Source organism: Silvimonas iriomotensis (assembly GCF_014645535.1).
Classification (GTDB): Bacteria; Pseudomonadota; Gammaproteobacteria; order Burkholderiales; family Chitinibacteraceae; genus Silvimonas; species Silvimonas iriomotensis.
The window spans coordinates 557,393-571,063 of record NZ_BMLX01000002.1; the positions used below are offsets into that span (position 1 = coordinate 557,393).

Consider the following 13,671-nt stretch of genomic DNA (forward strand, 5'->3'; position numbering starts at 1 on the left):
CGTCAAACCGTTTTGATAAAAAGGCCCGCCAACGGCTGTCGCTCTGCACCCACCGTCTACGCCACAGACAGGAAAAAAACACCGGCAATGCGCGTTCAATAGCGGCATCCATGTGTGCCCGCCCCGACGCCGCGTGCCACTGTTGCGCCCGCGCATCAGATCACAACAACAACGTCATCACCCCGGATAAAAAAAGGCGAATCATGCTCCGCTCAGCAACAACAAACCGGCGCCTTGCGCCCGGCCTGACCAGTCTTGCCCTGCTCTCCCTTCTGGCCGCCTGCGGCGGCGGTGGGGGCAGTAACAGCAGCGACACCAACAGCAGTACCACCACCAGCGCGCCGGCCATTCCCTTTGCCAACAGTGGCAACGGGCCGCAAATTACGGTGCAACCGGCAGACCAGACCGTGTCTGCCGGCCAGCGCGCGTTTTTCTTTGTCACCGCGCCGGGCGCCACGGCCTGGCAGTGGTACAAAAACGGCGTGGCCATTCCTGGCGCCACCGCATCAAGCTACTTTGCCGGTGGCGCGGCCAGCAGTGACGATGGCGCCACCTTTGGCGTGGCTGTGGCCAGCAGCGCCGGCGTGACCACATCGACCCTGGCCAGAGCGCACATCAATCCCAATGCAGATGGCTCGCCGCCTGCGGCGTTCTGGGGCAATGTAGCGGCGCTGCCCGCGGCGACCAACGTCATGACGGTGTCGTTTGTGAACCAGACCGGCGGCAAGTATCCGGATGCCCAGTTGTTCTGGAAGATCTCTGCCACCAACGCCAGCGGCGGCCACGTGAATGAATTTCACTCCGTCGCAGATCAGCCGGTGTATGACATGCCGGGCATCAATTCCGCCCGCATGTATTTCTTCATCGCCCCCAACCAGGCCGCGGCGACCACCAGCAACACCAGTTACTACGATTTCATCGAGTTCAATGTCGGCCGCAGCAATAGCTCGCAACCCTGGAACTTCAACGGCGACACCACGCGGGTTGATGCGTTTGGCCTGAAACTGGCGATCCGCCTGCAGTGCGCAGACGGCACCGATGTACAGCGCGGTGAAGACTACGGCACCTTCCTGGAAGACCGTTCGGTGACGTTCCAGAAATACCTGGGCGAGGTCTCCGCCACCTTTGCCAGCACCGCAACCCAGTACGCGCCGTACCGGATTGTCGAGCCTGGCAGCGCCAGCAACTTCGCGGCAAACGGGGCCAACGCGGCGTATTACAACGCGTATATCGATCAGGTATGGGCCGCCAACGGCATTGACGAAAACATCGTGCCCAAGCCCACGCCGTTCTTGCGCTTTGCCGATGGCTCGCGCCCTGATCTGATCGCGGCGGTAGAACGGCATGTGGCAGAGAAACCCGGCACGTTCAAGGCCGACGGCACGCTCACCAACCCCAATTTCTGGAGCACCGTGCCGCAAAGCGCCTTCTACCCGGCCGAGCCCGCCAACCAGTATGCAAAGTTCTGGCATACCCACGGCATCGCCGGCCTGGCGTACGGGTTCTCGTACGATGACGTCGGCAGTCATTCTTCGGATGTCGGTTGCAACAACCCGTCGCATCTGATCGTGGCGATCGGCTGGTAAGCCAGCGCGAACCCGCCAGCGGCATTTTCGTTGACACCCATCCAGCGCCAGCACCCGTGTGGCGCTGGATGGGTGAGCCGCTTCACTAAAGCGCTGCAACGAGATGTGTCATCACGTACATCCTGTACACGGCGTTGTAAGCCTTGCCGTTATTGCCCCTGTAGTCGCAGCACTTTGCGCACGTTTCTTTTCAGACTTCAGGGAGCACACACATGAACAAGATCCTTATTACCGTCGCTACAGTCACCACCTTGCTGGCCGGTCACGTCATGGCAGAAACCCAGTGGCAGAAAGATCACCCGCGCCGTGATCAGGTGAACAGCCGCCTGAACAACCAGGACAAACGCATCCACAATGAAGTGAAAGACGGCCAGATCACCAAGGCGCAGGCCAAGTCGATGCATCAGCAAGATCACCAGATCCGTCAGGAAGAGCGTGATATGGCCTCGCACGATAACGGCCACATCACCAAGGCCGACCAGCACAGCCTGAACCAGCAGGAAAACGCGGTCAGCCACGAAATCGGCAAGTAATCGGCAAACCACCGGAGACCGGATCATGACCCGCCGTCAGGCTGCATTGCATGCTGTGTTGCCCGCCTGGCTGGCGGTGTCGTGTCTGTGGGGGCTGCCCGGCGTGAGCCAGGCCGCCCCAGCCACCGAAGCCCAGGCGCTGTATGTACTGAACCGCGTGGCATACGGCCCGGCCCCGGGCGATGTGGCGCGGGTCATGGCCAGCGGGGTGGATCGCTATATTGACGATCAACTGCATCCGGAACGCACCCCGTTGCCGGCCGCCTTGCAGCAACAACTGGCCGGTTTGCAAACCACCCGGCTCTCGCAAGACGCGTTGATCCGCCAGTTCCGGCAAGCGGCACAAGCAGCAAAAAAAGACCCGGACACCGGCAAGCAAGACCGCCAGGACCTTTATCGCCAGATCACCGAAGAAGCCGGGCAAGCCCGCTTGTTGCAAGCGGTGAACAGCCCCAACCAGTTGCAAGAAGCGCTGGTGGAGTTCTGGTTCAATCATTTCAATGTGTTTCAGGGCAAAGGGCTGGATCGCGCCTTGATGGCCAGTTACGAGCGTGAAGCCATCCGCCCGTTTGTGCTGGGGCGCTTTCGCGATCTGTTGGGTGCCACAGCGCATCACCCGGCCATGCTGTTCTATCTGGATAACTGGTTATCGGTCGCCCCCGGTTACCAGCCGCCCCGCCGTGGCGCTGGCGCCGGGCAGCAAGCCAAAGCCAGCGGCCTGAATGAAAACTACGCCCGTGAGTTGATGGAACTGCACACGCTGGGCGTCGATGGTGGCTATACGCAAACCGACGTCACCGAACTGGCGCGCATGCTGACCGGCTGGACCATCAATCCGCGTCAGGGCAGCGACGACAGCGCGTTCTATTTTGACCTGCGCCGGCATGACACCGGCACCAAACAATGGCTGGGGCATGCCGTCAGCAACCAGGGCCAGCGCGAAGGCGAGATGGCGCTGGATGAACTCGCCCGCGCCCCTGCCACCGCACATCACATCAGTGCGCAACTGGCGCAATACTTTGTGGCCGACAACCCGCCGCCCGCGCTGGTCGAGCGCATGGCGCAGACCTTTACCCGCACCGATGGCGATCTGCGTGAGGTCATGCGCACGCTGCTGACCAGCCCGGAGTTCCTGAGCGGTAGCAACGCCGGTACACGCTTCAAGACCCCGTACCGTTATGTGATTTCCAGCCTGCGCGCCAGCGCTGTGCCGCTAACCAACCCGCGCCCGGTCTTGCGCACGCTGGCCCAGATGGGCATGCCGCTGTACGGCTGGCAGACGCCGGATGGCTACAAAGTGACTGATGCCGCCTGGCTGAATCAGGATGCGCTGGCCAAGCGGGCCACCTTTGCCACGGCGCTGGCCTCCGGCAAGTTGCCTTTGGCCAAAGCGCCGGACGATATGGATGACGCCTCCGCAGTGGCGCAAGGTCGCGGTGGCTATGCCCCGCTGGAGGCCGACGCGCTGTACGCCACGCTGGGCAGCAGTATTTCCGGCAAGACCCGTACCGCCATTGCCCAGAGCCCGGCCCGGCTGCAAGCCGCGCTGGTCCTGGGTAGCCCGGATTTCATGAAGTATTAGAGCGTGAGGAGTGAGGCTTGAGGTGAGAGGGGGCAATCCGGAACCAGGGGCAATGGCCTGCATGTTACCGGTTCGCTTTTTTCTCCCGACACCTCACCCTCAACGTCTCACTCGCCCAGGAGCGCGCACATGCATCGTCGTGATTTTCTGAAACTGGCCGCACTGAGCGGGTCTGTCTTGCTGCCTTTGGGTGGCAATGCCTGGGGTGCTACGACCGCGCCGGGCTCGCCCGCGGGCAAACGGCTGGTGGTCATCATGCTGCGCGGGGCGGTGGACGGCCTGAACGTCGTCACGCCCTGGGGTGATCCGGGCTATTACGCCGCGCGTTCGAGCATTGCCCTGGGCAAACCTGGCACTGACAACGGCGTGCTGGATCTGGATGGCTACTTTGGCTTGCACCCGGCATTGGCGCCCCTGCTCCCGCTGTGGCAAGGCGGGCAACTGGGGTTTGTCCAGGCCTCTGGCTCGCCTGACAGCACGCGTTCGCACTTTGACGCGCAAGACTATATGGAGTCCGGCACACCAGGCCGCAAAGCCACGCAAGATGGCTGGATGAACCGGCTGCTGGGCCAGTTACCGCCAGCAGCCCAAAGCGGCGGCATGCGGGCAGTCAGCGTCGGCCCGGTCTTGCCCCGCATTTATGCCGGCACCAATCCCGTTGCCAACATGCCCGCCGGCGCGGCGGCCACCAAACCGACCCTGCTGGACAAACCGGCGGTGGGCGACGCCTTCAGCCGCCTGTATGCCAGCGACGACAAGCTCGGCAGCACCTGGCAAGAAGGCCGGCAGGCGCACGAACAAATGATGAACTCCATGGCCGCCGGCAGCGCCGATCTGGAAAAAGAAATGCAGGCTGCCAACAATGGCGCGCCGTTGCCGGACGGGTTCCCCAATGACGCGGCCCGCCTGGCCACGCTGCTGCGCCACGATGACCGTATTCAGTTGGCCTTTATGGCGCTGGGCGGCTGGGATACGCACGCCAACCAGGGCAACGCCACCGGCCAGCTGGCAAACCGCCTGCGCCCGCTGGGCCAGGGGCTGGCGGCGTTCACACGGCAAATGGGGCCGGCCATGAATGACACCGTGGTGGTGGTCATGTCTGAGTTTGGCCGGACCGTGCGCCAGAACGGCAATGGCGGCACGGATCACGGCCATGGCAATGTGATGTGGGTGCTGGGTGGTGATGTGGCCGGCGGCAAAGTCCATGGCCAGTGGCCGGGTTTGTCTGATGGCAACTTGCACGACGGGCGTGATCTGGCCATTACCACCGATTTTCGCAGCGTGCTGGCGCAAGTGGCAGAGCGTCACCTGTTGTTGCCAGATCAACGACTGGCGCTGCTTTTTCCGGAATTTGCCAGCCACAACATCAGCGCGCCACGGCTGATCCGGGCTTGATACAAAAGTCGCAACAGCCACCCGCGCGCCCTGCCCCGCCCGGCCGATTTATGGGAATATGCGGCCAGTCACAGCGCTGGCCCGCCCCGGGCCCGCCCACGGAACCGGCATGCCTGATCACACCGCCTTGGCAGCGCGCTTGAACAGCGCGCTGAAACAGCACCTGGCCGGCCAGTTGGCCGAGGCCGAACAGGGTTATCGCGAATTGCTGACCCTGGCGCCAGAGCGCGCCGATATCCACCACTGGCTGGGCTTTTTGCTGCAACAACAAGAGCGCCTGCCTGAGGCCAGAACCCATCTGCAAACCGCCGTCGAGCTGGATCACACGCACAGCGAGTGGCACTTTAATCTGGGCATCACCCTGGCCCGCCTGGGAGAGCCGCAGGCCGCCATCAACGCGCTGCAACAGGCCTGCACGCTGGCACCTGAACACTATTTTTACTGGACCAATCTGGGCAGCACCTGGGAAAGCGTGGGCGATGACACCCGCGCCGAGCCCTGTTTTGTCCGGGCCCAGCACATCAACCCGGCCTGCCCGGATGCCTGGTATCAGCACGCCGCCCTGTGTTTGCGCCAGGGGCGTTATGCCGAGGCCCGCACCCTCAATCACCGTGGGCTGGTCGCCGCGCCAGACCAGGTGACCTCCAGAGTCATGCTGGCGCAGGCCTGGCACGCGCTGGGCCATACCGACGAAGCGCTCGCCGTGTTCGAGCGCTGGCTGGCCGCCGAGCCTGGTCACCCACAGGCCCTGCATTTGCAGGCGGCTTACCGGCAACAGTCACCGGCATGTTGCACGCCCGATTACGTGCAGAACACGTTCGACGGTTTCTCTGCCAATTTCGAGCACATTCTTGGCCGCCTGCGTTACGCCGCGCCGCAATGGCTGGCCGATTATCTGGCCACGCAAGCCGCCGCAGCGCCCGTGCTGGCGGTGGCCGACCTGGGTTGCGGCACCGGTCTGGCCGCCAGCATCCTCGCGCCCTGGGCGCAAACGCTAACCGGGGTTGACCTGAGCGCCGGCATGCTGGAAAAAGCCGCGGCCAAAGGCGTTTATACCGACCTGCAGCAAGCCGATATCCACGCCTTTCTGGCCAGCCATGGCAATGCATTTGACCTGCTGGTATGCCTTGATACCCTGATTTACGTCGGCGCGCTGGCCCCCTTTTTCGAGCAAGCGCGCTGCGCACTCAAACCTGGCGGCCGCCTGATCTTCACCACAGAAACGCTGGCGGCAGAAGAACCCCAGCCATGGCAATTGAACACCAGCGGCCGTTACAGCCACCAGACACGCTGGGTCATCAGCCTGCTGGAACAAAATGGATTCCACGTCGTCCACCATGCCAGCGGTGCCATCCGCAATGAATCCGGCATACCCGTAAGCGGTGATTTTTTCTGCGCAGCGCGGCCAGACTGAGCCGCGTTCTATACTTGTATCAAACAAGAGGGGGAGATCGTCATGCGTTACCGGAACGGCACCCTGCCCCCGGACAGGCAGGTGTCATGAGCGCGATCCATGTCGTGCGCATGCTGTACGTCATCAGCCTGCTGCTGGCCCTGCCGGTCATGGCGGCGGTGACTGAACTGCGTTGCGTTGGCACCGAATTCACCACCCTGACCCGCAATACCCCGGATGGCCCGCGCGGCTTTGCCCTGGATATCCTGGATGAACTGGGCAAGCGCGCCGGTTTTCATTGCAATGTGGACCTGTTGCCCTGGAAGCGCGCGCAAGCCCTGGTCGCCCGCAATGAGGCCGACCTGCTGATCGGCCCGTATCGCACCCGGCTGCGCGAGCACGACATGGTCTACCTGAGCCGCCCCTTTTATTTTGACGACGCGTTGTTCTATGGCCTGGACAAAGTGCCGTTCAGATGGGACGGCCAGATTGCCAGCCTGCCACGCCAGCAAGTGGCCGTGGTACGCGGCTGGACGCTGGGTGAGCGCTTTGAGGCGTTTCGCAACCAGCTCAACCTGGTTGAAGTTGATTCATCCGACCAGGCCTTGCGCCTGTTGCTGACCGGGCGGATCACGCTGGTAGCCGGCAACGAGCGGGACTTCGCGCCGCGCATTGCCCGGCCAGAATTTTCCGCCATCAAACCGGTGCAGCCCCGCATCCAGAATTCGGCCGGCTACTTTGCGCTGTCGGGCAAATGGCGCGGCTCTGCCCTGCTGGCGCGCATGGATGAAGCCATGCAGCAGATGGTGAACAGCGGCTACATCCTGGAGCGCAGCCACGCCGCCGGCCTCAGTTTTCCGGATACCCGCTTTGACTGGGCCAGCTACGTAGCGCATGAACTCGATAACGCCCCGGCCCGATCAAAGTAAATCAGCCAGCGCCTGCTGCAAGGTGGGGTACCGGAACACAAACCCGGCCTGGGTAAGTTTCTCCGGCACCACATGCTGGCCACCGACGAACAACTGCGCCATTTCCCCCAGCATGACCCGCAATAACGACGCTGGCAGATGCAACCACAACGGCCGCCGCAGCACGCCGGCGGCTGCGCGCACAAAGCCGGCCTGATCCATGGCTTGCGGTGCCACGGCGTTGATCGGACCCTGCAAACCAGGGTCTGCCAGCACGCGGGCAAACAACGCCATGACATCGTGCTGATGAATCCAGCTGATCATCTGCCGGCCATCGCCCATGCGGCCCCCGACAAACCAGCGGATCGGCAGGGTCAGCGCCGGCAAGGCTCCGCCGTGCCCCAGCACAATGCCAAAACGCAGGCTCACCACCCGCATCCCCAGCGCAGATGCGGCGGCAGCAGCCGCTTCGACTTGCGCACATAACTGGCTGGCAAAATCGTGCCCTGCCGCACTGTGTTCAGCCAGGCGTTGACTGGCCTCCTGCACACCATAAAAGCCGATGGCCGAGGCCTGAATCCATACCGCCGGCCGGGCTGGCGCGCGCTCAAGCCACTCCAGTACGGCCCTGGCGGTGTTGATGCGGCTGCCCAGCAATACCGCCTTGCGCGCCGCTGTCCAGCGCGGCCCTGCCACCGGCGCCCCGGCCAGACTGATGACCGCATCAAACGCGCTATCCGTGTCCAACTGCGCCAGTGAGCCGACATAATTCACCCCACTGATCCCGTTTTTGCCGGCCCGGAACGGGTCGCGCGCCAGCACGGTGACGCTGTGGCCGGTCTGCACCAGTTGCTGTGCCAGCATGCGGCCAATAAAGCCCGTGCCGCCCGTCATCAACACCCGTTGGGGCGAAAGGGCGTTGAACAATTCATCCAGTGTTTGCATGGTCATCCCCTGATGGTTGGTTATTAATTTCTGTAAAGACAGAAATAAACAGGCAAAAAAACTCAACGAAACCGGGTATCGCAAACGCCATCGACACAGCCGTACCCCAGCCACTTGCTGGCACGGTAGCGGTTACGGGCAAACCAGCGGTAGTTGCGCTGCCAGAACGCACGGGCAAAGTGCCAGGTCAGCGGCCATACCAGCCAGCCCAACCCGACCGCCTGATACGCCGCCGCGATGGCGTCGATGCCCACCAGTACGCGCCCGTCATCCGTCGCGGCGTGCAACTGGGCATCCATCTGCGCCAGGGTCACACCCCAGCGCTGTGCGTCAAAACCCTCTGCGCGCATGTCGGCAAACTGCAGGATACCCCGGCGATTCCAGCCCGCCAGCCGCTGCATTTCCGCTGCGCATAACGGGCAGCGGCTGTCATAAAACAAAGTGAGCGAGTTCATCATTCCTCCTTGTCATCCGGCCCCAGGAAACGGGCGATCTTGCCGCCCATCTTCAATACGCGCTGCATGGTGGCGGGCGAAAGATGGCGAAAATCGTCATACGCGCCCATCAGCAACTCCAGAAACGCCAGCACTTCATCCATGCGCTTGCGGCTGGCGGCGTCCAGCATGGCATCGCTTTCGGCCTCCATGGAACACTGGCGCAATACGGTCAGCGTGGGATCAAGCTCGCGGGTTTTGCGGCCCTCTACCACCAGCCGGAAAATCTCGGAGACTTCTTGTTCTGCTTCAAAGTGATCGCGCCGGTCGGTCAGCACCCGCACGGTGCGGATCAGCCCCCAGCTTTGCAGCTCTTTAAGGCTGTTGCTGACATTGGAGCGCGCCACGTTCAGCGTCTCGCAGATTTCTTCAGCGTTCAGCGGCGTATTGCTGAGGAACAACAAGGCATGAATCTGCGCCACGGTGCGGTTCACGCCCCAGCGGGTGCCCATCTCACCCCAGTGCAGAATGTATTTTTCTGTCGTCGGACTCAGTTTCATGGCGATTCATTCTCTTGTTTCTGTATTAAGAGAAATTAAACTGCGCATCCGTGCTCATGTCAACATCATCATGCAGCCTGGTGATCAACGGCCTGGGCAGGCTGCAGTTACAATAAGCCGATCAACTCGCCCGCCCTGATTATGTGTGTCAATTTCGTCCCGCCCCAGCGCCAGCAACTCAAGGAATACTTCAGCACTGAACTGGCTATGCCGCATGCCGCGTGGCCGGCAGAAACCTGGCAGGATTACGCCGCCCCGGTGATCGCCGCCGGCGAGACCACGCGGCGGGCGCTGGTGGGCAGCTACGGCATGATCCCCAAACGGCGCCTGCCGCCAGGCGTGCGCTACAGCACCATGAATGCACGCGCAGAAACGCTGGGCGAGACCCGCAGTTTTCGCCAGCCCTGGGTGCGCGGGCAATTGTGCCTTGTGCCCATGACCGGTTTTTTCGAGCCCAGTTATGAATCTGGCCGGCCGGTGCGCTGGCGCATTGGCATGCAAAGCGGCGAGCCCTTTGCGGTGGCCGGGCTGATCCGCGCCTGGCGCGAGGCGGATGAGACGGTGAGTTATTCGTTTACCCAGATCACCATCAATGCCGACCAGCACCCGTTGATGCGCCGGTTTCACAAACCGGAGGATGAAAAGCGCTCGCTGGTGATTGTGCCGCCCGCTGAATACGACGCCTGGCTGGCCTGCAAAGACCCGGAACTGGCGCAGCGCTTCCTGCGCCCTTTCCCGGCAGAGTTGATGATGGCCGAGGCCGCGCCAATCCCGACCAACGGCCCGCACACCGCCAGCCTGTTCTGAACCGCAGCCGGATCAATCAAGGCTTGCGCCGTGCCCCCGCCGGTTTGCCCTGGGGCTTGCCGCCACCAGCGCGCGGTTTGCCCGCGGCCGGCTTGCCACCAGCAGGCTTGCCGGCTGGTTTGCTGCCAGGCTTGAGGCGACTGAACGGGTTGGCACTGTCGCTGGTTGCACCGCGCCCGCCGCCATCTTGCGCCCTGCCCTGCGGTCTGGGCTGTTTGCGCAAGACCTGATCGGCTCCACCCAGCGGCGCGCCTTGCGGCACTTTGGGTTTCTTCGGCTTCTTGGGTTTTTTGATGATCTGGCCGGTGCTGCTGGTTTCCGGCACGCGGTGTTCGGCCTCGAAACCCGGTTCTTCTTCCCGTGGCAAGGTTTGCTTGATCAGCGCTTCAATGGCGGCCAGTTGCGGGGCTTCATCCGCGCAGACCAGCGACACCGCCACCCCGCTGGCGCCAGCGCGGCCGGTACGGCCAATGCGGTGCACATAATCCTGGGCCACAATGGGCAGATCGACGTTGATCACCAGCGGCAGGTCATCAATATCCAGCCCGCGCGCGGCGACGTCGGTCGCCACCAGCATTTGTACCTCGCCCGTCTTGAAGTGCTCCAGCGCCCGCAAACGCGCCGGCTGCGGTTTGTCGCCATGAATAGTGTCAACGGCATAGCCGGCTTGTTGCAGCAGTTCAGCCAGGTAATCCACGCCCTTGCGGGTTTTGACGAACACCAGCGCGGTCTCCCACTTGTTCTCTGCCACCAGATGCATGAACAAATCCGGCTTGTTTTTCTTGTCGACCGGGATCACCCATTGCTTGATCTTGCTGGCCGTCACATTGGGCGGGCTGACGCTGATATCGAGCGGATTGCGCAAGATGCCAGCGGCCATGGCCTTGATATCCGGCGTAAACGTGGCCGAGAACAACAGCGTCTGGCGCGCTTTGGGCAAGGCGGCAAACACGGCGTTCAGCTCCCGCGCAAAGCCCAGATCCAGCATGCGGTCGGCTTCATCGAGTACCAGGGTTTGCACCTGATCAAACTGCACTGCGTTCTGGCGGTGCAGATCCAGCAACCGGCCGGGCGTTGCCACCAGCACGTCTACGCCTTTGCGCAACTTCATCATTTGCGGGTTGATGCTGACGCCGCCGTAGGCCGCCAGCAGGCGCAAGTCCAGCCCCTGGCCGTAATCGATAAAGCTTTGCAGCACTTGTTCGGCCAGCTCCCGCGTGGGCACCAGCACCAGCACGCGTGCACGGTTGCTGGACACCGCCGGGCCGTTCTGCACCAGCCGTTGCAACAGCGGCAGCGCAAAGCCGGCGGTCTTGCCGGTGCCGGTCTGTGCCGCTGCCATGACGTCTTTGCCACTGAGCACAGCCGGAATGGCCTTGGCCTGGACCGGCGTGGGTTTCTGGTAATTGAGCGCCTGCAGGTTGCGCAGCAGGGGGGCGATCAGGCCAAGCGTGTCAAAAGACATGGGTTTAATCCGGCACACAGCGGTAAAACCGCAATTTTAGCGGTTTGTCTGCCGTTGCGCCGGACGGGTTGCAGATCAGCTCTCAAAGAGGTCAATGTCGATTGCCATGGAAAAATGCAACGGTGCCGGCCGCCACGCCGGCAAGTTGAGCCATATCACCCACAGCGCCAGCGCCAGCAGCAACGCCACCGCCAGCCTTGGCAACCACCAGCGCGCCTGCATGCGGTGCGCCAGCCAGCCACGCAACTGCGCAGCAATTGCCTGCCCGAAAATAATCCAGAGTCCTGCCAAGCCATCCATGATTTGCTCCTGCGTTCCTGGTCCAGTGTCAAAAGCTGTTGTTGTCAGATCTTTGCCGTGCACAAACTCTATGCGCGAAAGAGGACAAAATTTGCCCTGATTCGTGTTTATGATTCAGCCCATGGCACATTCATCCCAACGCTTGCTGGCCATGCTGGAAGTGCTGCAGACCCAGGGGCTGGTCAGCGGCAGTGAACTGGCACGAAGGCTGGACATTGACGTTCGCACCTTGCGGCGTGATATCGCGCGGCTGGAAGAAATGGGCATCCCCATCACGTCAGAACGCGGGCGTGATGGCGGCTACCGCTTGATGCACGGCTTCAAGCTGCCGCCCATGATGTTTACCAACGAAGAAGCGCTGGCCCTGTCACTGGGCCTGCAAGCCGCGCGCAGCCTGGGTCTGGCACAAGCCGCACCAGCCGTGAGCAGCGCCCAGGCCAAGCTGGAACGCGTCTTGCCCGACATGCTGCGCCACCAGCTACGCGCGGTGGCAGAGACCGTTACGCTGGACCTCAGCCGCACCCCGGCCGTGCAAGACAACGCCGCGCTGATGGCACTGTCTACCGCCGCGCAATTGCAGCAGCGTGTACAGATCAAATACCAGACTGGCGGCGTGCAGACCGAGCGCCAGTTTGACCCGTACAGCCTGGCCTGGCGCGACGGGCACTGGTACGTGGTGGGCTATTGTCATCTGCGCAAGGAAATGCGTTCGTTCCGGCTGGACCGCATGCTGGCCGTGCGCCCCGTGCCGGCCAGTTTCTTGCGCCCGGAAGGCTTTGACGTGCTCGCCTTCCTGAATCACACCATGGCCATCATCCCGCGTGACTTTGAAGTGGAAGTCATCCTGCACGCCCCGCTGGAAGACACCCGCAAATATATTTATGCCGACCTGGGCATTCTGGAAAGCACACCAGAAGGCACGCGGCTGCGCAGCCAGGTAGACACCCTTTCATGGATGGCCCGGCAACTGGCGCAGATGCCCTACGCCTTTACCGTGATCTCGCCACCGCAACTGATAGACGAAATCCACCAACTGGCGCAGCGGCTGCTGCAATCGAAAATGCCCCGGGCGCAGGACGAAAAAAAGGTGGCGGAAAACACGCCACCTGAAGCAGCCTGAAACGCCAGGCGTGCGAGAGAGCAATCAACCGGACGTCTTACTTGATCAGGCCCAGCTGCTTTTTGAGGGTGAGCGCATCGTAAAAATCGCCCTGATACACGATATGGCCGTTTTTCACGCGGATCAGCGACAGCCCGTTGAGCGAAATCGCCTTGCCCGTGGGCTTGGTGCCTTCAAACGGAATGCCGGTATTGGTGCCGGTAAACACCCAGCGGAACGCAATTGAATCCTTGCTGACCACCGGCTCGCCCACCATTTTCCATTTCAGGTCTGGCAGTGCGGCGATAAAGAACTTGATCACGTTATCGCGCGCCGGCACCACACCAAACTGCGACTCACCGACCGTGGCGTCGTAGTACTCGACATCGAAATCCAGATTCATGGCGGCCAGATTGGGGTCGTGCTTGTTCCAGCCGTCCATGTAGGCGTGGACGATGGAGAGTGGATCAGCCTTGGCTGCCGCCTGCGCGGTGGGGGCAAAACAGAACGTGGCCAGCAGCGCCAGCAGGGTAAAGAGAGACTTCAGAGGGGATTGCATGTTCATCGACTCCGGTTGATGTGGATGTATCTCTCGCACTGCTTTTTCTGATGGCCCATCGATGTGAGCCTTGGTTTGGTGGAACTCGTTGTTGCTTTGTTGCAT

At 62.2% G+C, this 13,671-nt stretch carries 14 protein-coding genes; 8 read left to right on the forward strand and 6 right to left on the reverse strand.

Translation table 11 applies throughout. The features are described 5' to 3' along the window. Nucleotides 1-203: 203 nt before the first annotated feature. The 6 genes from IEX57_RS09045 to IEX57_RS09070 all read left to right on the forward strand — a co-directional run bounded on the left by IEX57_RS09045 (nt 204) and on the right by IEX57_RS09070 (nt 7,418). Entirely contained in the window at nt 204-1,586 is a 1,383-nt protein-coding gene (locus IEX57_RS09045; protein ID WP_188703958.1) for a beta-1,3-glucanase family protein, read from the forward strand. Nucleotides 1,587-1,798: 212 nt separating this feature from the next. Continuing rightward, nucleotides 1,799-2,119: a hypothetical protein gene (locus tag IEX57_RS09050; RefSeq protein ID WP_188703960.1), complete on the forward strand. Its 321-nt coding sequence runs from the start codon at nt 1,799-1,801 to the stop codon at nt 2,117-2,119. A gap of 25 nt (nt 2,120-2,144) precedes the next feature. Continuing rightward, a complete protein-coding gene (locus tag IEX57_RS09055; RefSeq protein WP_188703961.1) occupies nt 2,145-3,701 on the forward strand; it encodes a DUF1800 domain-containing protein in 1,557 nt (518 codons plus the stop codon). A 129-nt stretch (nt 3,702-3,830) separates the two neighbouring features. After that, entirely contained in the window at nt 3,831-5,096 is a 1,266-nt protein-coding gene (locus IEX57_RS09060; protein ID WP_188703963.1) for a DUF1501 domain-containing protein, read from the forward strand. A gap of 109 nt (nt 5,097-5,205) precedes the next feature. Then, a complete protein-coding gene (locus IEX57_RS09065; RefSeq protein WP_188703965.1) occupies nt 5,206-6,510 on the forward strand; it encodes a tetratricopeptide repeat protein in 1,305 nt (434 codons plus the stop codon). A gap of 86 nt (nt 6,511-6,596) precedes the next feature. Next, complete coding sequence (locus IEX57_RS09070) at nt 6,597-7,418, forward strand: substrate-binding periplasmic protein (RefSeq protein ID WP_188703966.1); 822 nt, start codon at nt 6,597-6,599, stop codon at nt 7,416-7,418. Here the strand turns inward: IEX57_RS09070 and IEX57_RS09075 are convergent. The 3 genes from IEX57_RS09075 to IEX57_RS09085 all read right to left on the reverse strand — a co-directional run bounded on the left by IEX57_RS09075 (nt 7,410) and on the right by IEX57_RS09085 (nt 9,336). Continuing rightward, nucleotides 7,410-8,342, reverse strand: coding sequence for a TIGR01777 family oxidoreductase (locus IEX57_RS09075; RefSeq protein ID WP_188703968.1), 933 nt, complete (start codon nt 8,340-8,342; stop codon nt 7,410-7,412). The two genes, IEX57_RS09070 and IEX57_RS09075, sit on opposite strands and share 9 nt — an antisense overlap. A gap of 62 nt (nt 8,343-8,404) precedes the next feature. Further along, a complete protein-coding gene (locus IEX57_RS09080; RefSeq protein WP_188703970.1) occupies nt 8,405-8,797 on the reverse strand; it encodes a thiol-disulfide oxidoreductase DCC family protein in 393 nt (130 codons plus the stop codon). After that, a complete protein-coding gene (locus tag IEX57_RS09085) occupies nt 8,797-9,336 on the reverse strand; it encodes a GbsR/MarR family transcriptional regulator (RefSeq protein ID WP_188703971.1) in 540 nt (179 codons plus the stop codon). Before IEX57_RS09085 ends, IEX57_RS09080 begins: the two co-directional genes overlap by 1 nt. A 141-nt stretch (nt 9,337-9,477) precedes the next feature. Here IEX57_RS09085 and IEX57_RS09090 point away from each other — a divergent pair, with 141 nt between their 5' ends. Further along, nucleotides 9,478-10,143, forward strand: coding sequence for an SOS response-associated peptidase (locus IEX57_RS09090; RefSeq protein ID WP_188703973.1), 666 nt, complete (start codon nt 9,478-9,480; stop codon nt 10,141-10,143). A 16-nt stretch (nt 10,144-10,159) separates the two neighbouring features. Here IEX57_RS09090 and IEX57_RS09095 read toward each other — a convergent pair whose 3' ends face one another. Together IEX57_RS09095 and IEX57_RS09100 are read right to left on the reverse strand one after the other, a co-directional pair. Then, complete coding sequence (locus tag IEX57_RS09095) at nt 10,160-11,608, reverse strand: DEAD/DEAH box helicase (RefSeq protein WP_188703975.1); 1,449 nt, start codon at nt 11,606-11,608, stop codon at nt 10,160-10,162. A gap of 75 nt (nt 11,609-11,683) precedes the next feature. Next, entirely contained in the window at nt 11,684-11,971 is a 288-nt protein-coding gene (locus IEX57_RS09100; RefSeq protein ID WP_188703978.1) for a hypothetical protein, read from the reverse strand. Nucleotides 11,972-12,029: 58 nt separating this feature from the next. Between IEX57_RS09100 and IEX57_RS09105 the strand changes: the two genes are divergently transcribed. Further along, nucleotides 12,030-13,028: a helix-turn-helix transcriptional regulator gene (locus tag IEX57_RS09105; protein ID WP_188703979.1), complete on the forward strand. Its 999-nt coding sequence runs from the start codon at nt 12,030-12,032 to the stop codon at nt 13,026-13,028. Nucleotides 13,029-13,065: 37 nt separating this feature from the next. Here the strand turns inward: IEX57_RS09105 and IEX57_RS09110 are convergent, their stop codons facing one another. Beyond that, nucleotides 13,066-13,566 (reverse strand): ester cyclase, encoded by a 501-nt coding sequence (locus tag IEX57_RS09110; RefSeq protein ID WP_188703981.1) that lies wholly within the window; start codon nt 13,564-13,566, stop codon nt 13,066-13,068. Between the last annotated feature and the right edge of the window lie 105 nt (nt 13,567-13,671).

Excerpts from the sequence above, each read along its gene's own strand:
- IEX57_RS09105 (WP_188703979.1), top strand. The coding sequence starts at position 12,030 with ATGGCACATTCATCCCAACGCTTGCTGGCCATGCTGGAAGTGCTGCAG.
- IEX57_RS09050 (WP_188703960.1), top strand. The coding sequence starts at position 1,799 with ATGAACAAGATCCTTATTACCGTCGCTACAGTCACCACCTTGCTGGCC.
- IEX57_RS09110 (WP_188703981.1), bottom strand. The coding sequence starts at position 13,566 with ATGCAATCCCCTCTGAAGTCTCTCTTTACCCTGCTGGCGCTGCTGGCC.
- IEX57_RS09070 (WP_188703966.1), top strand. The coding sequence starts at position 6,597 with ATGAGCGCGATCCATGTCGTGCGCATGCTGTACGTCATCAGCCTGCTG.
- IEX57_RS09080 (WP_188703970.1), bottom strand. The coding sequence starts at position 8,797 with ATGAACTCGCTCACTTTGTTTTATGACAGCCGCTGCCCGTTATGCGCA.
- IEX57_RS09090 (WP_188703973.1), top strand. The coding sequence starts at position 9,478 with ATGTGTGTCAATTTCGTCCCGCCCCAGCGCCAGCAACTCAAGGAATAC.
- IEX57_RS09055 (WP_188703961.1), top strand. The coding sequence starts at position 2,145 with ATGACCCGCCGTCAGGCTGCATTGCATGCTGTGTTGCCCGCCTGGCTG.
- IEX57_RS09085 (WP_188703971.1), bottom strand. The coding sequence starts at position 9,336 with ATGAAACTGAGTCCGACGACAGAAAAATACATTCTGCACTGGGGTGAG.
- IEX57_RS09075 (WP_188703968.1), bottom strand. The coding sequence starts at position 8,342 with ATGCAAACACTGGATGAATTGTTCAACGCCCTTTCGCCCCAACGGGTG.
- IEX57_RS09060 (WP_188703963.1), top strand. The coding sequence starts at position 3,831 with ATGCATCGTCGTGATTTTCTGAAACTGGCCGCACTGAGCGGGTCTGTC.
- IEX57_RS09095 (WP_188703975.1), bottom strand. The coding sequence starts at position 11,608 with ATGTCTTTTGACACGCTTGGCCTGATCGCCCCCCTGCTGCGCAACCTG.
- IEX57_RS09045 (WP_188703958.1), top strand. The coding sequence starts at position 204 with ATGCTCCGCTCAGCAACAACAAACCGGCGCCTTGCGCCCGGCCTGACC.
- IEX57_RS09065 (WP_188703965.1), top strand. The coding sequence starts at position 5,206 with ATGCCTGATCACACCGCCTTGGCAGCGCGCTTGAACAGCGCGCTGAAA.